This is a genomic window from Phormidesmis sp. 146-20 (genome assembly GCF_052939475.1).
Genome location: NZ_JBJPHT010000018.1, coordinates 1 through 24,069 on the forward strand (window position 1 = coordinate 1; position 24,069 = coordinate 24,069).

Sequence of the window (24,069 nt, forward strand, 5' to 3'; positions counted from 1 at the left end):
ATCGGAGAATTTAGTAGGCTCTCTATCTTACAATTAATTTTACCCACCTACTTACGAGAAGCATTACCACCAACACGATACGAACTGCCGCTAGATCTAAAGCGTCAACTTCAAGCACAGGGAGAATTAGAATCTGATGTGTCTCTCGAAGCTCTAAAACACTATCGACAAAACTACTTTCAGCAACCCTTTCAGAAGGTGTTGGAGGCAGTTGCAGATTCTCAACGAGCAGTAATACTGGGCGATCCGGGGGCAGGAAAGTCTACGCTGTTGCAATATCTGGCGCTGGAGTGGGTGGAGGGCAAGACTAAATTATTGCCGCTATTAATTGAGTTGAAAGAGTATGCAGTTGCGCCAGTAAATAACTTTTTAGACTTTCTGCATCGTGGGCGGGGTGTCGATTGGCAGTTTGATCAACAGCAACTTGATCAGCATTTGCTGGAGCATTCAACGCTGGTGATGTTTGATGGATTGGATGAGGTGTTCGATCGCTCCACTCAATCCGCCATCATTGACGACATCATCCGCTTTGCCCAGCAATATCCGAAAGCGCAAATCTTGATTACAACGCGCACTATTGGCTATAACCCAGAACGACTACAACACGCGAATTTCCGTCACTTTACGATTCAGCCGCTCGATACTGATGAGATTCATGAATTCATCGATCGCTGGTATACCCTGGCATTAGGCAACGGTGCCGATAAGCCACGATTAGTGACGCGATTGAAAGAAGCGATCGCCAACTCCAAAGCCATTCAAAACTTAGCCGATAATCCCTTATTGCTGACAATGATGGCAATTCTCAATCGACGGCAGGAATTACCGCGCGATCGTGCCGATCTTTACGACCAAGCTTCACGGGTGCTGCTCTATCACTGGGATGTGGATCACAAACGATTGCAATTGCCGATGGATACGATCGGGCGACGAGAAAAACAGGAAATGCTACGCCTAATTGCTTACGAAATGCAAACTAGCGAAGAGGGGCTGAAGGGAAATTTGATTAGCGCCGATCGCCTGACTCGAATTTTGACCGACTATTTGCGCGATCAGGGCTTTGGTGAACCGCGTGAAAAGGCGAATAGATTAATCGATCAGTTGCGGCATCGGAATTGGATTTTGTGCGATCGGGGTGCCGATACCTACGGCTTTGTTCATCGCACTTTTTTAGAATATTTTTGCGCGATGGAGATTGTTTATCGCTTTGAGAAATCGCGCACTTTGACCTTTGAACAATTGCGAGATGAGGTCTTCGGTCAACACTGGCAGGATGAAACTTGGCATGAGGTTTTGAGGCTGATTTGTGGAGTGGTTGACACGAGTTTTACATGTCAGCTAGTTGAGTTCTTGATTGAAAAAAATGATGAATCGAAAGAGTTCATAAATATATTTTTAGCAAACGAATGCTTATTTCAGGTCTTCAGCAAGAAAGACGTTTTCCATTTAAGACTTAAAGCTTTTGAGAGAACAAAAAAGATACTTCAATACGTTTATGAACCTAACAGTTTAGGACACTCAGAATTCATAGGCCTTGTTAATAAAGATCCTACCGGATATTTAGAGGCTTTTTCCCTTCTGTCTGAATCAATGCGGGAAGATGAGATTGAGTTTGCACATTCCGAAGAAGTACTTGATGACACAGAGAAAAAAATGTCTCAACTACTTACCTTGGCTATCGAACATTATGCTCCATCAGTGATTCTCCTTGTGCGAGCAATTGAGTCGATTGCTTATCATTACAAAGATATTCCACACAGTTTTGAATTCCTTTTACATTGTGCAAAAGATTCAAGTAGAGATTTTAGAATAATAGTTTTGGAGAATATTATCAGATATTATTCCAACCATCCCAAAACAATCGAGCTGCTGCACGATCGCTCCCTCAACGACCCCGACGAGCAACTGCGAAAATGGGCACAGGAGCAATTAGAAAAGATGGCAGGTGAGAGACAATAGAGACACGATCGCAGAAAGACAAAACTTAATTGGTGGAGAAAACCGTGGAAATTCAAGAACTGAAGATGTTAATCAAAGAAACTATGCGGGAAGTTTTACGGGAGGAGCGATTGATGCTCTGCAAAATCCTGGTGCCCTATGTTGATGATGCTGAACAAGCAGAACTAGAAGCCGAGTTTGGTTCGCCCGCTGATTATAACGAAGATGAAGCGACTGATATGACAGCGTGGGTGAAGCATGGCAATCAAGTTTCGTAAACAAGCAGTCAAATTTATCGAGAAGGCTGACCCTAGCACCTTCAGCCGAATTCAAGCAGGTCTGAATCAACTGCTGATTGTTGTTGAAGAACAAAGCATCATTCCGTTTACAGAACTTGACATCAAACAGATGAAAGGGAAATGGGAAGGCTTCTACAGGCTCCGAATTGGCAAAGTTCGACTGATTTTCACAGTTGATATCGCCTCTGGTGATATCGAAGTGTATGTCATTGGCAATAGAGGTGACATTTACAAGAAAGATTAATTGCTATACCCCCGATCGCACCCATCCTAGAATCCTTAAACTGCTGTGCGATCGAGCAACTCACGGCAAGCCAGAAAACTTGCATTAGCCTGTGAAGTCATGAATCCAGTTAACTATATTCGGAGAGAAAGCCCATGACGGACTCTACCCCAACCCTGAACGATACTCAACTTTGAGTCAAAGCGATCGCCGCTCTCAAGAAAGAGCTAGGCATGGTAGCTACTCTACGCTTTCTAGCTTTGATCAACCACAACTCAACCGACTATGTAGAAATTTCTCGTCAGATTTACGAAGAGCAGCAATTGGACGAAATTTTTTCCAGAGCAAAGGAAAACTGGAAAGGTTAATTGCTTACCCATTCCAAAACTCTTGAACTGCTGCACGACGCTCCCTCAACGACCCCGACGAGCAACTGCGACAATGGGTACAGGAGCATTAAAAATTCAAACTATAGAATTACAAATGGAGGACATGCCATGACATCGCAACTTCAACAAGCGATTAATCTCGCTCAGTCGCTTTCATTCGCAGAGCAGCTTGAACTTCTAAAAACACTATCCACCATCATTCAACAAACCCATTCTCTGGAAAATCAAGCCACGCCGGAAGCAGATACAAACTTTTCAACAGAAAGCTTTCGTAACTCCTGGCAGCAAGCAGTAACCGGACAAACCCTACCTCTTTCTCAACTTTGGGAGGGTATTGAAGTTGACTGACGACGCATCCTTGGTGGAGATTAGACTGACTCCTGAGTTTCAACATAAGCTGAAAGCATTAGTCAAGAAGTATCGCCAAATTCGAGCTGATCTTCAGCCCATTCTTGAGCAATTGCAAATTGGAGTATCTCTAGGAAATCAAATTCCTGGTATTGGTTCCACAGTTATGAAGGTGAGGCTCAAAAACAGCGACAGTCAAAAAGGGAAAAGTGGTGGCTATCGTCTAATTTACTGGATCGTATCTACTGAGTTGATTGTTTTGTTAGACATTTACTCAAAGTCTGACCAGTCAGATATAGAAGTAGATGAGATTCGTCAAATCATCAAAGGATTTAACACAACTTTTGAAGAAACAAATGTCTGAAGCTTTCCTCACCAATATTCTACCCATCCCAAAACTCTCAAACTGCTGCACGACGCTCCCTCAACGACCCGACGAGTAACTCCGAACATGGGTACAGGAACAATTAAAAATGCAAAGTGTAAAATCAAAAATGGAGGACGCATGAGCAAACTAACATGCATGTGATTACACGCAAACGGCTTAATGAATTTGCCAAACTGCATCCAGATACAAAAAACGCTCTGGCTCAGTGGTATAAGCTCATTAAGCAAGATGAATTTGATTCATTCGTTGAACTTCGTGAACTCTCTCCATCTGCCGATCAAGTCGGGAAATTAACTGTCTTCAATATTGGAGGTAACAAAGTTAGACTCATTGCAGCGATTCATTACAATCGCAAAAAAGTTTATATTCGGGCTGTATTAACTCATGGCGAATACGATGATGATAGGTGGGAAGAATAATGCAAAACCTTAATCTAGATCAAACAATTGTTGCCTGGTCATCCATTGCAGAGACAGTTTTTGTTCCTCATACCGAACAAGAATACGATCGCCTAGTCAAACTACTTGATAGTCTGATTGATCAAGTCGGCGAAAATGAAGATCATCCCCTTGCTTCGATGATGGATGTAATCGGTGTCTTAATCGAAAACTATGAAGCTGAACACGTTCCTAAGTTAGAAGAAGTGGCGTAGCTTACGGTTTTACCCATCCCGAAACTCTCGAACTGAGGAGCGATCTCTTCGAGTTACCCGCAAGCGATCGCGCCAACAGTCCTTTACGATAAACCAATCGGCAAAAATCTCATCTCCAACCTCTCTTATGCTTAGTCGCGTTGCTGACTCAATTTACTGGCTCAATCGTTATGTCGAACGGGCCGAAAACATTGCTCGATTCATTGATGTGAATTTGACCCTGCTGCTCGATTCGCCTTTGGGATTGGGACAACAGTGGGAACCGTTGGTGATGACAACCGGAGACTTGCCCCTGTTCAAAGAACGGTACGGCGAAGCCACCCAAGAGAACGTGATTCGATTTTTGACCTTCGATCGCGCCTATCCCAACTCAATCCTGTCTTGCCTTCAGTCCGCACGAGACAACGCCCGATCGGTGCGAGAAATCATCTCCTCCGAAATGTGGCAGCAGGTTAACGCCTTTTATTTCCTGGTCAAAGAAGCCTCAGAGAATCAGTCCTTGTCTAATCTTTCTGACTTTTTTGTCGAAGTCAAACTCGCCAGTCATCTCTTTGTCGGAGTCAGCAACGCCACCATGACCCACAACGAAGGTTGGCACTTTGGGCAAATTGGACGATTTCTCGAACGCGCCGACAAAACCACCCGCATCCTCGACGTGAAATACTTCATCTTGCTCCCGTCGGTCAAAGATGTCGGCACTACATTAGATGAGTTGCAATGGATGGCCTTGCTCAAGTCAGCCAGTGCCTACGAGATGTATCGCAAACGAGGACTCCACCGCATCTCGCCCCAGTCGGTTGCAGAATTTTTGGTCTTAGAGCGAGAATTCCCCCGATCGATTCGTTTTTGCATCCAGCAAGCCGAACGATCGCTCCACGAAATCACGGGCACGCCACCGGGAACCTGGAACAGCCCAGTCGAACGCGCTCTAGGAAGATTGCGATCGGACTTAGACTACATCACGATCGACGAAATCGTTCACACTGGCCTTCATGAATTTCTCGACAATCTACAAGGACGCACTAACGATGTTGGTAAAAAGATCTTCGAGACATTCTTTGCACTGGAGCCGATCGGATAAAAAATGCGGGTTGAGTCCCCGAAACACCGTCCCACCTTCAGCGATCACAAACTACCCATTTCATCCCTCATCCCTCATCCCTTCTCTCTTTGCTTTACCAAATCACTCACACTACCACTTACACCTACAGTCAGCCTGTGATGTTGCAGCCTCATCTGGTGCGATTGCGACCGCGATCGGATGGTTGGCAAACCCTGCAAATGTTCATGCTGACCGTCACTCCCACCCCGTTGTCTCGATCGGACATCACGGACTTAGATGGCAACACGCTGATCAAACTATGGTTTCCGCAAACGCTTACAGACTCCCTAGCGATCACAGTTCAATCACAGGTCATCACTCATCAGAGCAATCCTTTTAACTATCTAATGGAGTCTTGGGCACTCAAACTGCCGATCGACTATCCTTCCTCACTGCTCTCCCAACTTCAGCCATATCTGATCGGACAAGGGTTGAAGTACCCCACTGCCATCGACCCGATCGCCCTACAGCTAGCCCAGGAGATTCAGCAAACTACCCAAAGTGACCCGATTCAATTTTTAGGAGAACTCAATCAGTGCATCTACCAAAACTGCCAATACATGATCCGCGAAACAGGCGCACCTACCCCACCCGGAGTCACCTGGAGCGAGAAGAAAGGTTCCTGTCGAGATTTCGCTGTTTTGTTTATCGAAGTGTGTCGAGCGATCGGACTGGCTGCCCGATTTGTCAGCGGCTATCAAGAAGGCGATTTGGACAGCGCTGATCGTCACCTCCACGCCTGGGCAGAAGTGTATCTACCGGGAGCAGGTTGGCGAGGCTATGATCCGACGCATGGGTTAGCAGTGAGCGATCGTCACATTGCCTTAGTTGCCAGTTCCCTGTCTAGTTACGCCGCCCCCATCTCTGGTAGCTTCAAACAAACAGGCGGCATACAATCTGAGATGAAGTATCACCTGCAAATTCAAGGAACGTGAGTTTAATCAGGTTTTTCGCTGTGTTGTTTAGCGCTTCTGCCCCCCAAACTGCCAACTTTGGGAGACTTTTAGATCAGATTTCTGGTTCAAAGTCCCCCAGCCTTGAGAGATTTAGGGGGCTGACCCGATTAATCACCGTAGACGAAAGATGCCATCGAATTCACGTTAATTTATAACCGGAATGAACAATCTCATCTAGTCCTTTAACCTGGTGCAAGAGCGGGAGTCGTCATGTTTAAGATTCGTTTGATGTCTAGTAGAAGAATAGTCGTTGTCGTTTCCTCGTGGGGGATGACCAGCGCATGACTCGCGATCGCTAGCACACCAGACAACGGGCTAGACTGCGGTAGTCGCTGCATGTTCTCTCCCAAAAACTCGATACAACTCGGTGGCTCAGAGACTGGAATTGCACAAAACTCTCCTGGAAAACTGTGTGCAATCAATAAAAAAGGCCGTGAGGTCGGTTTTGCTCCTAACTGCTGGTGCAAATCTAAAACTCGAACCATGTGCTGACCAATCTGCACTAGCCCCATTTTGTCGACTTTGGGATCTGTGCTGAGAGGACACCTGACCACTTGCAGAACTTCAGCGATCGGCAGCGCCAGATCATAATCCTCCACAGCAAATGCAATAAACTTCTCCGCTTTTGACTCATTTTGCATCGGTTTCAGATTATCCTCGCTCGGATACAGCATTGAGTACATTTCTGGCTAGTAGCTCTGACACGATCGCTAACAGTTTGTGCTCCATATAAGGCTTGACCATATAGGCGGTTGCTCCCAATTGCGCGGCGAGTGTTTGATGTTTTTCACCACTCTGAGACGACAGCATCAAAATCGGAATGTCTGCTAACTGAGGGATTTGTTGTCGGCTTCTCAGCAACTCAAATCCATTCATTCGAGGCATTTCAACATCACAAATGATCAAGCGAATCTCAGACTGACGTTGAAACTGCTCAAGGGCTTCATAACCATCTTGAGCCTGAAACACACGGTGGCCCGCTTTTTGCAGCGTCAGCGTTAGAGATTCGCGGGTTGTGATGGAATCATCTACTACTAGAATGCGCGTGTCTGACCTGGTATCTGAAGCTGGGAGGTTTGGAAACGTGAACTGAGATTGAAGCAGCGATCGCTGCCTGTTTTCTGGAAGTGACGCAACCGTAGACATTGCCCAACTGTTCTCAATTCCAATGTCGCGCTGCTGATCAAACACTTTTTGCAGCAACATCGCCCCATCCATCACTAAGGCCAATCGTCCGTCAGCTAAAACAGCGGCTCCGTGCAGGTAGTTTGGCGACCCGATCATGGTTCCTAAAGGACGAATAACCAACTGTTGTTCGCCGACTAAGCGATCGACCTCTAACCCCAGCAGCGTGTCTTGACAGCGAATCACAATCACAGGATTGACTGACTGAGTAAGAGCAGGAGACTGAAAAGGTTGGGAAGCTGGGATTGCATCATACTCCAGAATGCTTGTCAACGAGTAGATAGGAGCGACCTTCTCATCTGTGCCTTTAGTCCAACGGAGAAACTTACCCCCATTGCGCTCCTGAATCTGACTAGCAAGCGGAAGTAGAATTTGCTCGACGGCATCATCTAACAAAGCATAGGTTTTGGAGCCAACTTCACAGACAAACAATTGAGCGATCGTTAGACTCAGCGGAATTTGTAACCTAAACGTAGTTCCTTGATGTAGTTCAGACTCAACCGTTACTAACCCGCGCAGAGATTGTAACTGACTTCGCACAACATCCAGCCCAACACCGCGCCCAGACAAATCACTGATGTGAGACACCGTAGAAAACCCTGGCTCAAACAGTAAATCGGCTAGTTGAGTTGGATTGAGACGATGTGCTTGATCGAATGAGAGGAGTTGTCGCTCGATCGCACGTTGTCGAATCTGCTCAAAATCTAGTCCATTTCCGTCGTCCTGCACGTCAATCACCAGATGCCTTCCCTGGTAGTAAGCAGCGATTTTAATCTGCCCTTTCTCTGATTTACCGCGCTGTTGGCGAACTTGGGTAGCCTCAATCCCGTGGTCAAACGCATTGCGAACTAGATGAAGCAGGGGGTCAAATAGCTTCTCAGCAACCGCCTTGTCTACCAAAACATCGTTTCCTTGTAGTTTTAGCGAGACGGGCTTGTTGTGCAGAGTTTCTAGCTGTTGCAAAGTCTTAGGAAAGCGACCAAAAATCTCGCCCAGCGGTAGCATTCGGGCTTCGATCAAAGCACTCTGAATAGAGGTTAGCAGTTGATGTTGTTTTTCGAGTGTTTGATTAGACTCGCGCGTTAACAAATCAATGGCATCCGCTGTTTCTGCCAACTGCACAACGTGATCCAAAATTGTCTGAATCAACGCAGCATTACTCCCATAGTCCCGCGCTAAGAAATCAGAGCGAGTTTGGTGTACCTTCCCTTTCTTAGAAGCTCTATGGGCCGCTTTAGAAGACCTTGAACGAGAAGTTGTAGGATTCCCGGTTTGCGATTGTTTTAGCAAAGTTACCTGATGGTCAGACTGATTTTGAAGTTGGTTGAGGAGTTGTTGATGCTGCTTGATTTGGGTGAGCAGCGTTTTACTCGCAGACTGTAGTTGCTCGGTCTGGAGCGCCTGACGACTTTGGGTGGTGACGAGTTCTCCGACTGAGTAATTCAGGTGGTCAAGATGTTTGACGCTCACTCGCACACTAGGAGACAGTGAAGCTGAATCTTTTTGAGACCAGGAATTGAGAGAAGTCGTCGATCGCTCCGGTTGGGGAGAAGCGTGTTCCTTGGTAGTTTGCTCACTTCTGACCTCTGATGAGGCCATGAGTTTTCCTAGCTCGATCGCTGGCTCGTCTACTGTAGACTGCATTCCCCAGATGCTTTCTAGAAGAGGCGCGTTTGGCTCCTCGCTTAACAACTCATTGCCTTCTAGTCCAGCCTCTAGTGAGAAGGTATTCGCACGAGGCGGAAGATTTGCTAGTTGTTGTAGCTCAATCGAAGGTTCGCCCCCCTGACTTCGATCGCCCGCGAGTACAGCCGCCTGTCCTGCTTGAAAGTCTACTAACGCAGTTTGAGCGATGATCACAGACTGTTCCGGGTGATTGTCTAAAGCGGTGAGAACAGTGTGAGCGATCGCCCCAAACCCAGCTAAATTCAAAGATTCGGCTAACCCTAAGAGAATTTCAGCCTGAGTGTGCAGGGTCGTGGCAATTTTCTCAGGTGATTGACTGTCTAGCGCCGTCTTGATTTGCTCTAGCTGCTGGGTGACTCCAACTTCAAACAAAGATTGCGTCAAATCAAAGCCCAAATCAGTTGAAGTCGGCAGATAAGCCTCGTGACCAAAACAGTCTCCCAGTTTCCCTTGTAGTTGAGAAAAAATGGTGGCGGCTCGATCGAGAATTTCAGCATCATCAACCGATCTGCCTGTGAGTTGAGCCATGAGAGGCAGGCGCAGACACTCCATGCCCTCAAACAGTAGCGCTTCGGACTCCAGATCAAGGGAGACATTGGGCTGACAGAGCGCTCTAAAGATATCCTCTAAAGAGTGAGCGACAACGGAGATAGTCTCTAAGCCTACGCTCATCGCAGCCCCTTTGAGAGTATGGGTAGCTCTCATCAGGTTGTTGACTTGATTGATGCCCCAGTTTTCTTTGAGGCTCAACAAGCCTTCTTCGATCGCGTGCAGGAGTTCGGGGGCTTCTTGGAGAAAGTATTGATAGGTTTGCTCGCGGATGGTAGGGTCTAGGGACATGATAGAAGTCCAATACGCTAGTTGACTTTGAATTGTTCACTCTTAGATTGCAGGTCTTGAGCCGTTGCCAGGAGATGCTTAAAGGATGCAGAAATCGTCACCGAATCTTCAGAAGTTTTGTGAGCGATCGCGGCTACCTTCGACATTGTTTGGGTCACTGATTGACACTGCTGAGTCTGGGCTTGAGTGGCTTGCGTAATGCCTGTGACCAGTTGACTAATTTGAGCCGTCGCACTGACAATCTCATTTAGATTTTGCCGAGCTTCATTCACAACCGTGGTTCCTGACTCCACCTGTTGAATTCCGACCTCCATTGCAGTAGACACCTCAGCCGTGCTTGCCTGAATCTCTTGAACAAGCTGCTCAATCTCGGTGGCAGCCGTCGCAGACTGTCGAGCCAGCGATCGCACTTCATCGGCAACTACGCCAAACCCTCGCCCAAACTCCCCGGCTCGTGTGGCTTCGATCGACGCATTCAGTGCTAGTAGTTGGGTCTGAGTCGTAAAGTTACCAATCAAGCTGACAACTCTAGAAATCTTTTGAGAAGATTCGCTCAGACGCTGGAGCCGCTTGCTGGTTTCTACAACGGTTTCTCGAATGTCTTCCATCTCCTCGACAGTGCGGTCGATCGCAGCATCCCCCGCCAAAACAGTCTGGTTGGTTTGTTGGACTGCGGCTTCTACTTGCTGGGCGTTAATTTCCACTGCTCCTGTTGAGTCAACCATCGTCTGCACTTGTTGGAGAGCTTGGTCGATTGAGTGGAGTTGTTCTTGAGCTTGAGCAGTCAGCGTTGTAATAGATGTATCGCTCGTTTGAGTTGTCTGGGTGACCTGACTGGCGGCAGTTTGCATCTGCATAACGATTTGTCGCAAACTGTTTAGAGTATTGTTGTAAGCATCGGCAACCGTTCCAACTTCGGTGTCTGTAACCGGAGCGCGAACCGTCAGATCACCTTCTAACGAGGGTCGGACTGACATCAAGACTTGAATGACTTCTTGCTGAAGCTGCTCTTTCGCGGTCTTCTCTTGTAGGGCTGATTCTGCTAACTGCTGCGATTGTTCTTTTAGCTGTTGGGCATAACCTCCCTGCTGGATTGCAACGCCGACTTGAGCGGCAATCTGTTTGATAAATTCAATTTCTGTTTCTTGCCAATGTCGAGGTTCGCTGCAATGGTGAATACACAACAAGCCCCACAGTTCCTCACCTTTAAGAACGCCTACGACCAGATCGGCTTTTACTTGAAACTGGGCAAGTACTTCGATGTAGCAATCCGTTAGCCCTGCATTGTAAATGTCATCGATCGCGCAGACTCGCCCTTTTTTGTAGTGTTCCGCAAATCCATCGCCAAAGCAGTGGTCTTCAACCTTAATAGACAGGGCTGAAACAAAACTGGGTTTAACACTCTCGGCGATAGTTTCTCCGATCGTGTAGCCAGATTCAGGGTAGAGCTTGAACAGAGCAACGCGATCGACTTCCAAAAAGCCTCGAATCTCTCTAGCAGTGGTCTTGAAGGTCTTCTCTAAATCAAGCGACTGCCGAATTTGCTCAACCACCTTGGCGGTAAACTGTTGCTGTTCGACGGCTCTTGCCAACTGTTTGGCTTGAGTTCGCAGTTGTTCGATGTACTCCGCCTGTTGTAGGCTAAATCCAAAAGGAGCCGCCACGCGCATCATTAGCCGAATGTCTTCCTCTTCCCAGTGTCGAGGCTTGCTATTTTGAAACGCCGACAGTAGCCCCCAAAGCTCTTGCCCGTGGAAAATAGAAACCACCAGACAAGCTTTAACGCCATAGTTCTCTAAAGCTTCTATATGGCAGTCGGTGAGACCTGCATTGTAGATATCATCGATCACTAAGGGTTCGTTATTGAGAAATCGACCGCCTTTGTGTTCCTGAAGGTAAGGGTCTTCCCAGCTACTCCCGACCAGTTGAGGTAAGCCTTTAGCCTCTGACTCCGCTACAAAGTCGCCCAAAAAGTCTGAGCGAAACTTGTAAATCGTTACCCGCTCGACATTGAGAAGTCTGCGAATCTCTTGAGTGACCGTCTTGAAGATGGCATCTACTTCCAGGGTTTGGCGCAGTTTGTCGATGACATCGGTGATTGCTTGCCCATGTTCAATTTCCCGGTTTAACTGGATGGATTGCGATCGTACTTGCTCCAAAGATTCTGCTTGTCGAAGTGCCAGCCCAAACTGCTGACCAACTTGAACCAGCAAACTGACATCAGTCGGCTCCCAATGGCGTGGTTTTGAGTTTTGGTAGGCAGCCAGCAAGCCCCACAGGGTGTCTCCATCAAAGATTGGGGCAATGGCATAAGCTTTGACTTCAAACCCTTCTAGAATCTCAATGTGACAGGGACTGTGACCTGCGTTGTAGATATCGTCAATGGCGATCGATTCATGGTTGCGATAACGACCGCCCTGCGTCTCTTGCATGTAGGTATCATTCCAGGCGGTTTCCAGATTAAGTCCGACCAGTGCAGTCCAGGTTTTGCCTACTGATTCTGAGATAAACTGACCTGTCCAATCAGGGTTAAAGCGATAGACAGCAACGCGATCGCACTTCAACTGCTGCCGAACTTCGTGAGTCGTCGTCTGAAAGACACTGGACACATCCTGAGACTGGTGAATCTTATTGATAACTCTTGTAATAATCCGGTCTTGCTCAACTTTCTTTTGCTTTTGGGCCCGCGCGACGACAGGCTGAAGATGGAGTCTCAGTTCTTTAGCAATTTGGTTAAGTCGATCTAGTTCAAACGCCTGCCATTTGCGCGAGTCAGCACAGCGTTGAGCAACTAATAACCCCCAGAGTTGCTCCTCGACCCAGATTGGGAAACTAAGACTAGCCTTCACCTGAAACCGTTCTAGTAGCTGAAGTTGATGAGGGGTCAGAGATTCTTGATCCTCTAGAGCAATAAAGGCTTGCTGTTGATAGTCTTGTGCTTGTTTGGCTCCAAACGCGATCGCAGGTAAAAACTCCTTCAAACTGGGCGTGTAGCCGTTAACCATCGACTCAGCTAAGACAACACCCTGTTGGTTATTTTCAAAGCGATAAATCAGTACTCGATCGGTTTGCAAACATTGTCGAGCCGCAGACACAGTAGTTTCAAATAGATGCTCTACTGTTTCAGCATGGCGCATCTGGTTAGCAATGTTAACTAACCAACTCAGAGCAGAGTGATCAGCGTTTTCGGTCAGTGTCTCGCCGCTATGGATCGAGTTTGGCATTGGATGAGTCGTCTCGTAGGTAGGTGGGTGGATAATCTCGTAACTAGGATTGTGACTTGATTCAGATTGCTCTAGTTTTTGCATGATTGTTGGTGTCTGTGCATCATCGTCTAGTTGAGAAAAATGAGAAACTTCCTCTTCCTGAGCAGTCAAACTTGCATCAGCACGCTCATGGTGTGAGTCATCGAGATCGTCTAGTTGAAAAGTGTGGGAATCAGCTTCCAGCCTTATTTCCTGGGTAGTCAAGCTGGCATCAGGGTGTGTATCAATAACTTCTGGTGCTTGTGAGGGGTCACTGCCCACGAGCTGCCTCACAAATCGAACGGTTGGAGAAGCGGATAAAGCAAAAAACTTCAACCCTCTCCGCCTGGGTGTTTTTTCCATAGGGGGCAATGAACGATAGTTTTGAGATCTAAGACCGCATCGCTGCACCCAGGTAACGTACCTTGAACAAGAGGCAATAGCTTAGGAGGAAATAACCCGATCGTGGCTGGCTGGAGTTGCTGGAGATCGTGTAGTTGAATGTCATCGACTTGGGGAACTGCAAGCCCGATCGACTGATGATTGATCTGAATCACAATGATCGAGATCGCATCCAACGAGTGCGTGAACAGCGGAGAAGGGTAACCCACAAAGTTATTAAAGTCTACTAGCCAGAGCATTTCTCCTCGCCAGTTACAGATTCCCATTACACAGTCTGGCATTTCGGGAACGGGTAAAATGCCTGAGCGATCGAGACTGAGAATTTCTGTAATTTGTTCTAGAGGCAGGAGCACACTATCTTGAGTCCCCAGAGGAAAGCAGAGCAGCCGTTGACGAGTGTCTGGAGGAGGAGGCGCTAAGAGTAGCGCGCTCAGGTTACTGATGGTGTGTACTAAATCAAAGGATTGCATTGTAGAGTGGCTTCCTAAACAGCCGTTAAACGAAGGATGATGTTCGTAAACTCTTTCTGGTCTACAGGCTTAGGGAGGTAAGCATCAGCTCCCAACATGGCTCCCCACATCTTATCGACATCCGTTCCTTTGGTTGAGCAGATGACGACCGGGATTTGTGAAGTACTCGCCTGTGTCTTCAGTTCGCGGCACAACTCAAACCCGCTTTGCCCTGGCAAGATCACATCGAGAATAACCAGATCTGGTTTATTTAAGCCAAGCTTGATTCGAGCTTCTTCACAGCTAGTCACACTAATTACTGCTAACCCTGCTTGTTTAAGGTAGTAGGTGAGCACTGTGGTTTCTGTCAAACTATCTTCAACTAAAAGGATCGTAGTCATGAGCAATGTTCTCGTAATACAACGTTCTTCAAATCGGCACCCTGATTAGAATGTTACGGAGGAAACTGATAAATGCTGCCGTAATGCAGATAGCACTTTGTCTGACTCGATCGGCTTTGCCAAAAAGCCAGAAGAGCCAACAATTTTTGCGCGCACGCGATCGACAATCCCGTCACTACTCGTGAGAATAATCACTGGAGTCTCTTTAAACGCTGAGATGCGACGAACTTGGGCACACACTTCATAACCATTGGCGACTGGCATGAGTAAGTCCAAAAAGATCAGGTCAGGTTTGTGTTCTAGTAACATTGGTAGCGCCTGTACTGAATCGCGAATGTTGATGAACCGATAGCCAGCCGGGATTAGAATGCGCTCCATTGTTGCACTATCAAATCGGCTGTCGTCAATGTAGGCAACCAAAGGCCCTTTACTAGGCTTGACCTGAAAGGCGATGTCGCTGACCAGCGTTAGCCCCATCATCCCTTGAGTAACGTGGGGCATGAGAGACTGTGTTAAGGGCACCAGGGGTTGTTTTAGCTTGATGGCCAAGTCCCGTAGTGTCCAACTGCCATCGGCAAACGTAGAGAGGTTGTGGTAAGCAAGTAGAGACGTTTGCTGTCGCAGTCCCTCTTCGTCCCAGATAATCGGAGCCAGGTTAGGGGAAAAGTTAACCAAGCCTGCTTGTTGCCAAATCGCCCAGGCTTTTTCTGCGTGCTGCCAGGCCTGGTCAGCTTGAATCGAAACCAATGTTGAATGAATGAGTTCTTGAGGGAGTTTGTTGTAGTAGTCCAGCTTCATTGCTGAACGTTGATGGGGGTGTTGTTCTGCCTGAATGACATCAAACAGGATCTCTAGAATGTTACCTCCGACGATCGCTGCCAGCGTTCCTTGCTGAATTTTTCCCTGTTTTACCTGGTTGATCAGAGATTTATAGTCCCAGTGCTGAGGACGGCCTGTTTGTTGTTCAAAAGAGTCAGCGACTAAATGTGGACAGTGCTGATAGAGTTGTCGATTCCAACGGCGCAGCGGATGCATTTCACCAGCACTCCAGGTTAGACAACCCAGTCGAAAAAACAAACTCCACATGGCTCCCTCGCTGTTGGGAACACTCAAGTCGAGCCGCCCTGAGATTTTTTCACGGGTAAAAATTTGAATATGTCTTGCTAGTTCATCAGTCGTCTCCACTTTGTAAGTTGCGATCGGAGGCTCTATCGATTTCACAGAGGAGGGAGTAAACATTGTTAAGAGAAAGTTTTTGGATGTGATAGAGACTCAGCGCCCCAAAAACAGCAGGGCTGGAGCAAAAGAATTTTGAAACCATGATTCTTGAGATGGATGGTGAAGCAACTTGCCCCAAAGCAAACCGGAACAATCAAGATTTTTGGGAGTTCCTTCTATTAAAATCGCCTCTGCCTTCAAGCCTGCCGTTTACACACACGTTGATCGATCTGTCATTGCTGAGATCCTTCGCCCCCTAAATCCCCCAAAAATGGGGGACTTTGAGCCGTCGTCCTGGCTTTGAACTTTGGAAATCTTTCCTTTGTCAAAGTCCCCCAGAATGGGGGATTTAGGGGGCTGAAGCCGCCTGAAACGAAGCGACAACGACTTGTGTGTACACGGTAAGCCTTTAAGCAGGAACCGAATTCACAGTCTCCTTTTGTAAGGGGACTAGTAGATTCTGTTATCGATCGAACTTTCCAAACAGATGCTCAGGATGCTTTTCTGCATTATTGAGTTAGTTATGAAGGGATGTCTCTAGCCGTAACTACCTTCGTCAAAGGCACCCGATCGACTTTTAATCTTGTCTGTGGTAGCTGCATCGATGTGAACACCCTGGTGAGTTTCCGTGGTTTTAGGTGTTTGAGTCACAATCCTTGTAGTGGTAAAAGCCCTTAGTTCCCTGAAAATCTCGTTCCAACAGCCAGGGTTGAATTCTCTAAAATCTAAGTTACCATCATTCTTGCTATTTTCTCTCAAAATTTCCAGCATTTTTGCTGAACTTCATACGCCGTTGTTAGTATTTTTCTAGCACCTTTATACCAACTCAACAATGATTAGTATCTCTACTGAACCCTAGCCCAACTTCAGGAAAAACCAATCTTTATTTGAGAAGAAACTTAATGTGCAATCAGGATTAGTCGATCGCAAACAACCACTTTCAGCAAAACACACCACTAACGTTTGAAAGCGGTGCGTCTCACAAAGCTCAATGTAACCTGATCTTTGGGCTTATTTAATTTACAGTTCTTGGGATGCTGACAATTACTACAAGCTCAAAGGACAAACTTTTGATTTGCCTGAGCTTGCCAAGTCCAAATTGCATACCCTCGCTTAGTATTAGTTATAATGACCCGCTGATGTAAGTCAGCTAACAAGGCTGCAACTTTGAGTGCATTCTCGCGCGTTTTCTCTAACTTGACGAGGCAATAAGACTGGTCATCAAACAAGATGGCAAACTGATAACGGGAAGAACCAGGTAGGGTCACACGATGAGTCTGGTAGGGTGGCTGTAATTCTAAAATTGGCATCTCGATCGGGGGTTGGGCAACCGATCGAGACCCATTCTGGGCAAAACTATGGCGTTCAGCGACGACCCCTTCGGTCTGTGAGTGGGAGGCTGCTGAATTAGAGGTTACTGCATTAAAGACTGGTGAACGGAAGAAGGCAACATCATTCCAGCTAGTTGGTTCAGCTTGGGGAGCAAGGACTGCAACATCAGAAGATTCGTCTAGAACAATCGTTGGCGGCAAGTCTAGATTAAAGGTTTCTGGTAGGGCAGTGTCTTTTTCAGAATCGAGGAAATCATTAGCCAGGAATGAAGGTGTGGCAACCTCTTCTGTCGTCACAAAATGCTGGGTGACCTCAAATTGCTGCAACTTTTCTTGAATTTTTGTTTGAAACTTATACCACCTTCTGAGCATTTCAATGGTGGCTATTCCAGACGCGACACTCAAAATAATAGACACCCCAACATGGCGAATCGCAAGTTCCTTACGCTCATTTGTTAATAGCCGCTGAACAGTGCCCTCCTGCGATGGGGTTGTTTCGGCTAAAAAGAGCGTTGACTGCCTCGATGTCAATGTGAAGATTAATCCCGAAAAAGTAGCACAAGCAACTAAAATGCCAGGCAACAGGAATTTCTTAAATAAGGACTTGTCCATGATGGGTGATTCACATAAGGAGGCATTGAGAGGGAGTCAATAGCGCGATGGAGATGAATTTGAAGTTGCACATTGCATTAAATCGCAAAGTAGAACTAAATTGAAGACGCTCCGTAATCCTGCATGATAGATGGGTAAAGGGTTCTACCTTCAGGTTAATTAAGCTGACCTACTTTAAATTTGAGCACAGAGATAATATTTTTTTCAGAAAGACACTCTCAAAGTTACGAACCCATCTTGCAATAGTCCGGAGGATTTTGAGAGAAACCGGAACCTCCCAACAAAAAAAGAACTTTTTGCAAGCACAGGGTTACCTCGTTCGCGTTAGAAGACTCGACCAATGCATCCACTAGAAAGATTGAATTGCGTTCAATGCTCTACTATGTAAAACACAGCTTAAAGAACACAAACCCGTTAGCCAAACTGTTCAATTATAAAATTTCCTCGTGTTAGCCCTGCTGATCAGGGTTACTAGCTTGTTTTTAGATATAGTGAAAGCAGTTTTTCTCAGTGTCTTGTTGGTGCCTTCTACTGAGTAGACTTCCTGGAATCTGAGAAGACCAGCCTGTTCTGCTGAACCCTAATGAAACTTTTCAAACCTCCTCTAATATCGTTCAAGCCATCTTGCGATCGAAACCTTTGGCAGTTGAGAGCTTAGTGTTGGGTAAAATTTATGACTTCACGTTTTCTGTTCGTTGCACTCATCTTGCTAACCACTTCAATATCAGCAGCATTCTGGTTGCGACGATCGCTCGATCAAACACTGGTTGCCCAGCCAGTTGGCTCTTCTGTGGTACAGTCATCTGCTTCCACGGTAGCCCCCACCAAAGCGGCGAATCGGCAGACGCTGTTAGACACTAATCAATGCATCGGTTGTGATCTGAGTGGCGTTGATTTGAGTGGCTTGAATTTAACCAACGCTAATTTGAAAAATGCAAACTTAGCAGGAGCCAACTTTAGTCGCAGTCAATTTAGCAACGCTATTTTGAGTTATGCTAACCTGCGAGGTGCCAACCTTCAGAACGTCAATTCTCAAGGGGCAGATTTTCGAGAAGCTGATTTGACGGGTGCCAATGTCAATCGATCGCAGCTTCTCAACATCAACCTGACGAAGACGATCCTTAAAAATACAACATTTGTGAACACTGAATTGCGCGATGCAAACTTTAGACGGGCGCGATTTGATCAGACTAATTTGCAGGATGCAAGCCTATACGGAACGATATTAATTGAAGCCAAACTAGTTAATACTAATCTCAAGGGTGCAGATATTCGGTATGCCAATTTTCACAAAGCACAGCTTGTTAACACTGATTTGAGCAACTGTTGGATCGATTGGACAATCATGCCAGACGGGTTGACGTACCACGGGACGACTCCGTACTAGAACTCCGGAGTTAAACTAGTCGCTTTATCTGATCTTCATAATAATCATTGATTTTCATTAATGTCTCACAAACCAGTCCTATTGAGGTAATGAATTCAGTAACATGTCGGATGCAAGTGGGTGGTACTACTGAAGGGATTGACCCAACGTTTGTTCGTTGACGAATGCAACCATTTTGAAGCTTTGATCAGGTGCAGATGTTCCTGATGTGCAATCATTTATGCGGATTAGTGAAATAAATGTCACCTCAAAAGTCTAAATACCTTTGGGCGGTTAGCAACCGATGTGATAATAAGTCTGCATCAATACTTAGTAGGGCTTTAATCCTCTATAGGTAGCATATCTTTTGAATCAGTCCAACCAGGGTTCGCAAATCATTCGTTTTAGTGTGCTTGTACCGATTTAATGGGCTTGTACCGACAATCTAGGCTGCTGATTGTGTCGGTTCAGAAAATCAGGGACTTCAGATTTTTAGTTGCACGTCATCTTGGCTAAAGTTGCAGTGTTCACCCGCGCTATTATTACCCCAGTTGTTGAAAATACATGGATTTTGTAGCCTACCCTCCGTAACTGCCATCAGCCGCAGAGTTTTGTGAGCAATGCTCACCTGATCAGGACTGCACTTTCTATGATTGCTGGGTTAATGACCAAATCTGAGTTTGTCAACCTAAATCCCTGCTGATCCGGCATTTTAGCTTGAGAGAAACCGTCTCTCTACAAAAAACGCCAAATTTCTTGTACGTCAAATTCACTGACTTTTAGATGACACACATCCAGAATTCAGTTCTAACGATCGGTTCTAAATAACTGATTGTGTGTGCCATGCCATTTTGAGGAGAAAGTATGTATTCTCAGGTTAAACGCTCGATTCACGCTAGCAGGCTGAATCGGTTATTGTGGCTTAGAGCAGGTGGGCTATTAGCGCTCACGGGAGCGGGGATTAGTGGATTGAGTGAGCCAGTGTTGGCAACGCTGCCGCCGGAGCTGGTAGAAGATGCGCCTTTGATCAATCCAGCGAGTCTGACTAACCATCTTGGCAGTGAGAAATTTGCTAGCTTCTCAGATGAGGTGACTAGTCCGGCTTCTGTTGCGTCTATTTTGCCTGACGAAACAGCGATCGCCAATGCAGAATCTCCACCTTCGATCGTCCAATCCCAGAACAGCCCAGCCACGCCGTTTACTCGATCGCAGACCGTTTATAAACAAAAGAATGATTCATTAGATAGCGCTAAGTTAGACAATCCCAGATTAGACACCAGAGTGATGGCGACCTATTCGAGTCGGACTGATTCTATGTTTGGGGCAGTCGTAGAGTCACGCGGTAGCTTGCCACAGACAGAATTAGACCTGGCGCAGGGCGATGTTCGAGGGATGGGAGAGTCGAGGTTGATGACGCTGCCGCCAGAGCGATCGACGAGTGCGCCTTGGGTCGATTCCGCTAATATGACAAGCTATGTTGGCAGTGAGCGATTTGTCGGGTTCTCAAATGGTGCAGATTCCACAGTATCTAGCTTGCCTGATGGTTCAATGTTGGCTCAAGCCAGTTCAGAACCGTTGCCTTCAGCGGATGTCCGACGGCAGGGAAGCGCAATTTTGGGACGGCCCTCGATTCAACTACAGGGCGTTTTCAAACAGGAAGGAAGTGAATCGTCAGCGAGAGCCAGGGTAACAGGAACTTATGCCATTACGCCTCATTCTATGTTTGGGGCAGTCGTGGATCTGACAACTGGCAATGCTTTTGCTGATTCACCCCGAACGGGATTAGACCTCAACGAGTTGTACTTCGCCACCTCGCCTGCCAACCTGCCAGAGTTGCGGTTTGTGGTGGGACTAATGGATTTAACCTCCTACTTCGATCGCAACAGTTTCGCCAAAGATGGCGCGAGTCACTTTTTTAATCTAGCGTTTCAAACCAATCCAGCTTTAAGTGCGGCGGGAGTCTCATCGCGGATTGGAGTGCTGGCCAACTGGAATCTGACCGACAATATCGAAGTCAAGGCGGCAACCTTTTCGGCGAACCGCGACTTGAGCCAGTTTGCTTTAGATAGCTTTGCGGGAGAGTTGGGAGTGCGCTTGGGGCCCGCTATCATTCGGGGCACCTATGTATCTTCTAGAGATGCTGGACGGCGGACGGGGTTTCGGGAGATTTTTCAGTTTCCTCGCGACGATGGGTTTGGGTTAGCCAGTGGCGATCGAGAGACTGCTTACGGAATCAATGCAGAAGTTTATATCCCACAGTTAAAAATGGGCTTATTTGGGCGCTATGGGCGCTATGACAACATAACGCTGGGGCAGGGCGGCGATACCTTCAGTTTTGGGGTGACCTGGCTAGATTTGTTTGGACGAGACGATCGCCTAGGGATTGGCTACGGACGACAGTTATCCAACGAAGATCTGCGTCGCGATTCGGATGCCAAAGTTCCGGATGTCTTAGAGGTCTATTACGACCTGCGAGTGTCTAAGTTTTTGCGGGCTGGGGTGATGGTTCAACAACGAAATGAATTCTCAGAGACGGTGGTTGGGTTTCGCTTGAGAACAGAGTTTGATGTGAGTCCACGGGGGAGAAGATGAACAATATCAAAGACGTTATCAAAGACGTTGAGCATCAAAAGACTCAATCTACTAGAGAGAAGATTGCACCGTCTGGTCAGCTTTCCTGGCTCAATTATCGATTGTTGAGTGTTGCGATCGCGAGCATTCTAACACTGGGCACCGTCACTCCAATTCTGGCTCAACCCGCAAGTCCTGGTTACACCTTATTAAACAAAGGTTGGGTGGATCAAGCGATCAAAGCCTTTGAGCAAGCTTTGCAAAGGAATCCTCGATCGCTGGATGATCGGTTGGGGTTAGCGATCGCTTATCAAAAAGCTGGACAGGATGCCAACGCTTGGAACGCTTATCAGCAGGTATTACAGTTAGATCCTCAAAATCGCGCTGCCTTGACCGCGGTGGGCATTCTGGGAAGCTATCGTCCGGTTTGGCAGGCAAAGGGAATCGAAGCCCTGACGACGCTATTAGCCCTAAATCCGAACGATGATCAAAGTCGATCGCAACGGGCGCTACTACTGGGCTATCAGGGCCGATTTACCGAAGCGATCGCAGATTATCAACTGGTGCTGCCCCGCAGTCCTAAACCAGAGGTGATTTTGGAAGCCGCGCAAATCTACACGTTTAGCGGTGATTATCAGGAGGGATTGAGGCTATTCGATCGCTATCGCAAACTCGGAAAAACGGTGCCAGACAATGCGCTACCTGCCTATGCGACAGCCCTCCGCGAAACGGGCAATCCAGCCGCCGCCGTTCAGCTTTTAGAATCCCGGTTAACCGCAACATCCTCTGTCGAACTGCGAACCTCTTTAGCTTTGGCGTATCAGTCCGCAGGTAACTCCAATCGAGCCGCAGAAGTCTTAGAACCGCTCCGCACCGACCCCCAGGCAACCCTGCCATTAGCAAGAGCGCTGAGTACGATCGCTCGTCAAACCGGAGATGCTACACAACTTCGGCAAGCGATCGACCTGTATCGTCTGGCGCTAAAACAGGAGACTAGTCCATCTAGGGGGCTAGCGATCGAAGTCGCAGATGTGTTGAGTGAACTGCCAGACACCCGCGCCGAAGCATTGCAGCGTTATCAGCAGATTGCTCAACCGGATCTCAGTCTGACCATCAAACAATTAGGCTTACAGCGACAGCTAGGAACCATCAGTCGGCGTGAATTGAGCCAGCAGTTAAAGAGCTTGTTGCAACCCTTACCTACGAGTGTCGCAGAGCAGCAAAGCCTGGCACGATCGCTGGCGCAGTTAGAAGCTCCGGATGCTGACCTGTTGCCTGTTTATCAGTCCCTACTAGAGAATCGTGTGGATGTGCCATTTCTCAACTATCGGATTGCTCAAATGCTGTTGCAAACGGGCGATTTTGGGGCAGCTAAGGGAGCGATCGCAGCCTATCAGCGCAGTGCGATCGGGGCGCAGGATCTCACGGCTGAATTGCTACTAGCTGAAGTTGAACGACGGGAAGCAAAACTAGATGCCAGCGCTCAACGCTACGAAGCCTTGGTTGCTCGTAATCCCAAAGCGACAATTCGCAGACAGGCTCTACTCGGATTAGCTGGCATTCGACAGCAGCAGGGACGGTTTGACGAAGCGATGCAGGCGTATGACCAACTGTTGATGCTAAACCCGCAGGATGAGCAGATCAGGCTGGGTCAGGTTGGGCTGGCTTACCGCGCTCGTCGGATTACTCAAGTAGACGCAGAAGCTGCATTAAATCAATGGTTGAGTCGATCGCAAGCTCAACTGAGTGATCCCCCCCCTGAGTTATTCAGCTTAGTCGGCATTTTACCTGCTGCTCCCCAACGAGAAGACCTATACAATACCTTGCTGGCGATTGATCCTGATAACTTAGCCATTCAGCGGCGATTGATTCAAGTGTTAGCGATGCGCGATCCGGCACAGGCAAAATCCCGCGTTAGTCAGATGATTGAACGCAACCCTGACAGCATCACTGCTTACTTTATCCAGGGTGAACTAGGCGAACAGTTGCGCGATCTCAATCTGGCGAGTCGTGCTTATGAAACTATCGTGCAGCGTCAGCCTGACAACTTAGATGCACTGAGTGCTTTGGGTGGAGTGCGCTTTCAACAACGGCGATTAAACGAAGCCAGACTACTGTATCGCAAGATTCTAGCGCTGAAACCAGATTGGGAGACCCGACGGATTCTAGCTGAAATTGATCTGGCCCAAGATCAAGCCTTCTCGGCCCTTCACCAGTTGCGAACTATCCAAACTGAACGAGCGGCGAAAGCAACACCAGATTCTCAGCTATCCGATCGCATTATCCAGCTAGAAGTCGATCGCCTCAAGCGACGAGGATTTCAACCCGCCTGGGAACGGTACTAGGAATGGCAATTTGACCTGTGGCGACTTCTGTCTCATTGTTTGTGGTTCGGTGATGTCGAGGGTGTATGGATTGTGGAATGAAGGTGACTAACAGAATGAATGCGATATCAGGTATGGGGTTGA

Annotated in this window: 20 protein-coding genes; 13 read left to right on the forward strand and 7 right to left on the reverse strand. The window is 47.3% G+C overall.

The window, feature by feature from the left end; all coding sequences use genetic code 11:
* The 10 genes from ACKFKH_RS15730 to ACKFKH_RS15775 form a co-directional block, all read left to right on the forward strand.
* A partial coding sequence (locus ACKFKH_RS15730) for an NACHT domain-containing protein (RefSeq protein ID WP_446859260.1) occupies positions 1-1,959 on the forward strand: 1,959 nt, incomplete at its 5' end.
* Between the two features lie 44 nt (positions 1,960-2,003).
* Entirely contained in the window at positions 2,004-2,216 is a 213-nt protein-coding gene (locus ACKFKH_RS15735) for a hypothetical protein (RefSeq protein ID WP_446859261.1), read from the forward strand.
* Positions 2,197-2,481 (forward strand): type II toxin-antitoxin system RelE family toxin, encoded by a 285-nt coding sequence (locus ACKFKH_RS15740; protein ID WP_446859262.1) that lies wholly within the window; start codon positions 2,197-2,199, stop codon positions 2,479-2,481. Before ACKFKH_RS15735 ends, ACKFKH_RS15740 begins: the two co-directional genes overlap by 20 nt.
* Before the next feature lie 212 nt (positions 2,482-2,693).
* A complete protein-coding gene (locus tag ACKFKH_RS15745) occupies positions 2,694-2,828 on the forward strand; it encodes a hypothetical protein (RefSeq protein ID WP_446859263.1) in 135 nt (44 codons plus the stop codon).
* Positions 2,829-2,957: 129 nt separating this feature from the next.
* On the forward strand, positions 2,958-3,197 hold the full coding sequence (locus tag ACKFKH_RS15750; RefSeq protein WP_446859264.1) for a hypothetical protein: 240 nt from the start codon (positions 2,958-2,960) through the stop codon (positions 3,195-3,197).
* Positions 3,190-3,561: a type II toxin-antitoxin system RelE/ParE family toxin gene (locus tag ACKFKH_RS15755; protein ID WP_446859265.1), complete on the forward strand. Its 372-nt coding sequence runs from the start codon at positions 3,190-3,192 to the stop codon at positions 3,559-3,561. Before ACKFKH_RS15750 ends, ACKFKH_RS15755 begins: the two co-directional genes overlap by 8 nt.
* Before the next feature lie 155 nt (positions 3,562-3,716).
* Entirely contained in the window at positions 3,717-4,004 is a 288-nt protein-coding gene (locus tag ACKFKH_RS15760) for a type II toxin-antitoxin system HigB family toxin (RefSeq protein ID WP_446859266.1), read from the forward strand.
* On the forward strand, positions 4,004-4,237 hold the full coding sequence (locus tag ACKFKH_RS15765; protein WP_446859267.1) for a hypothetical protein: 234 nt from the start codon (positions 4,004-4,006) through the stop codon (positions 4,235-4,237). The genes ACKFKH_RS15760 and ACKFKH_RS15765 overlap by 1 nt, the downstream gene beginning before the upstream one ends.
* Before the next feature lie 127 nt (positions 4,238-4,364).
* Complete coding sequence (locus ACKFKH_RS15770) at positions 4,365-5,318, forward strand: alpha-E domain-containing protein (RefSeq protein WP_446859268.1); 954 nt, start codon at positions 4,365-4,367, stop codon at positions 5,316-5,318.
* Positions 5,319-5,407: 89 nt separating this feature from the next.
* The gene (locus tag ACKFKH_RS15775; protein WP_446859269.1) at positions 5,408-6,274 is read left to right on the forward strand and encodes a transglutaminase family protein; all 867 of its coding nucleotides are present in this window, start codon (positions 5,408-5,410) and stop codon (positions 6,272-6,274) included.
* 203 nt (positions 6,275-6,477) lie between these two features.
* On the opposite strand, the gene ACKFKH_RS15780 is transcribed toward ACKFKH_RS15775, so the two are convergent.
* The 7 genes from ACKFKH_RS15780 to ACKFKH_RS15810 form a co-directional block, all read right to left on the reverse strand.
* Positions 6,478-6,936, reverse strand: coding sequence for a chemotaxis protein CheW (locus ACKFKH_RS15780; protein ID WP_446859270.1), 459 nt, complete (start codon positions 6,934-6,936; stop codon positions 6,478-6,480).
* 10 nt (positions 6,937-6,946) lie between these two features.
* Positions 6,947-10,006: a response regulator gene (locus tag ACKFKH_RS15785; protein ID WP_446859271.1), complete on the reverse strand. Its 3,060-nt coding sequence runs from the start codon at positions 10,004-10,006 to the stop codon at positions 6,947-6,949.
* Between the two features lie 17 nt (positions 10,007-10,023).
* Positions 10,024-13,614: a GAF domain-containing protein gene (locus ACKFKH_RS15790; protein ID WP_446859272.1), complete on the reverse strand. Its 3,591-nt coding sequence runs from the start codon at positions 13,612-13,614 to the stop codon at positions 10,024-10,026.
* Positions 13,584-14,123 (reverse strand): chemotaxis protein CheW, encoded by a 540-nt coding sequence (locus tag ACKFKH_RS15795; RefSeq protein ID WP_446859273.1) that lies wholly within the window; start codon positions 14,121-14,123, stop codon positions 13,584-13,586. Before ACKFKH_RS15795 ends, ACKFKH_RS15790 begins: the two co-directional genes overlap by 31 nt.
* A gap of 14 nt (positions 14,124-14,137) precedes the next feature.
* The gene (locus ACKFKH_RS15800) at positions 14,138-14,503 is read right to left on the reverse strand and encodes a response regulator transcription factor (RefSeq protein WP_446859274.1); all 366 of its coding nucleotides are present in this window, start codon (positions 14,501-14,503) and stop codon (positions 14,138-14,140) included.
* Positions 14,504-14,548: 45 nt separating this feature from the next.
* A complete protein-coding gene (locus ACKFKH_RS15805) occupies positions 14,549-15,724 on the reverse strand; it encodes a response regulator (protein WP_446859275.1) in 1,176 nt (391 codons plus the stop codon).
* Positions 15,725-16,776: 1,052 nt separating this feature from the next.
* Positions 16,777-17,664, reverse strand: a complete 888-nt coding sequence (locus tag ACKFKH_RS15810) for a hypothetical protein (RefSeq protein WP_446859276.1) — start codon at positions 17,662-17,664, stop codon at positions 16,777-16,779.
* Positions 17,665-18,337: 673 nt separating this feature from the next.
* Between ACKFKH_RS15810 and ACKFKH_RS15815 the strand changes: the two genes are divergently transcribed.
* From ACKFKH_RS15815 to ACKFKH_RS15825, 3 genes are all read left to right on the forward strand, one after another.
* On the forward strand, positions 18,338-19,051 hold the full coding sequence (locus tag ACKFKH_RS15815; protein WP_446859277.1) for a pentapeptide repeat-containing protein: 714 nt from the start codon (positions 18,338-18,340) through the stop codon (positions 19,049-19,051).
* An 843-nt stretch (positions 19,052-19,894) separates the two neighbouring features.
* On the forward strand, positions 19,895-21,622 hold the full coding sequence (locus ACKFKH_RS15820) for a hypothetical protein (RefSeq protein WP_446859278.1): 1,728 nt from the start codon (positions 19,895-19,897) through the stop codon (positions 21,620-21,622).
* Positions 21,619-23,946 (forward strand): tetratricopeptide repeat protein, encoded by a 2,328-nt coding sequence (locus tag ACKFKH_RS15825; RefSeq protein ID WP_446859279.1) that lies wholly within the window; start codon positions 21,619-21,621, stop codon positions 23,944-23,946. Before ACKFKH_RS15820 ends, ACKFKH_RS15825 begins: the two co-directional genes overlap by 4 nt.
* The last annotated feature ends 123 nt before the right edge of the window (positions 23,947-24,069 follow it).

Bases quoted from the DNA above. Each gene is read 5' to 3' on its own strand.
- ACKFKH_RS15780 (WP_446859270.1), bottom strand. From the start codon at position 6,936: ATGCAAAATGAGTCAAAAGCGGAGAAGTTTATTGCATTTGCTGTGGAG.
- ACKFKH_RS15795 (WP_446859273.1), bottom strand. From the start codon at position 14,123: ATGCAATCCTTTGATTTAGTACACACCATCAGTAACCTGAGCGCGCTA.
- ACKFKH_RS15740 (WP_446859262.1), top strand. From the start codon at position 2,197: ATGGCAATCAAGTTTCGTAAACAAGCAGTCAAATTTATCGAGAAGGCT.
- ACKFKH_RS15745 (WP_446859263.1), top strand. From the start codon at position 2,694: ATGGTAGCTACTCTACGCTTTCTAGCTTTGATCAACCACAACTCAACC.
- ACKFKH_RS15790 (WP_446859272.1), bottom strand. From the start codon at position 13,614: ATGGAAAAAACACCCAGGCGGAGAGGGTTGAAGTTTTTTGCTTTATCC.
- ACKFKH_RS15800 (WP_446859274.1), bottom strand. From the start codon at position 14,503: ATGACTACGATCCTTTTAGTTGAAGATAGTTTGACAGAAACCACAGTG.
- ACKFKH_RS15810 (WP_446859276.1), bottom strand. From the start codon at position 17,664: ATGGACAAGTCCTTATTTAAGAAATTCCTGTTGCCTGGCATTTTAGTT.
- ACKFKH_RS15815 (WP_446859277.1), top strand. From the start codon at position 18,338: ATGACTTCACGTTTTCTGTTCGTTGCACTCATCTTGCTAACCACTTCA.
- ACKFKH_RS15750 (WP_446859264.1), top strand. From the start codon at position 2,958: ATGACATCGCAACTTCAACAAGCGATTAATCTCGCTCAGTCGCTTTCA.
- ACKFKH_RS15785 (WP_446859271.1), bottom strand. From the start codon at position 10,006: ATGTCCCTAGACCCTACCATCCGCGAGCAAACCTATCAATACTTTCTC.
- ACKFKH_RS15825 (WP_446859279.1), top strand. From the start codon at position 21,619: ATGAACAATATCAAAGACGTTATCAAAGACGTTGAGCATCAAAAGACT.
- ACKFKH_RS15765 (WP_446859267.1), top strand. From the start codon at position 4,004: ATGCAAAACCTTAATCTAGATCAAACAATTGTTGCCTGGTCATCCATT.
- ACKFKH_RS15820 (WP_446859278.1), top strand. From the start codon at position 19,895: ATGTATTCTCAGGTTAAACGCTCGATTCACGCTAGCAGGCTGAATCGG.
- ACKFKH_RS15770 (WP_446859268.1), top strand. From the start codon at position 4,365: ATGCTTAGTCGCGTTGCTGACTCAATTTACTGGCTCAATCGTTATGTC.
- ACKFKH_RS15760 (WP_446859266.1), top strand. From the start codon at position 3,717: ATGCATGTGATTACACGCAAACGGCTTAATGAATTTGCCAAACTGCAT.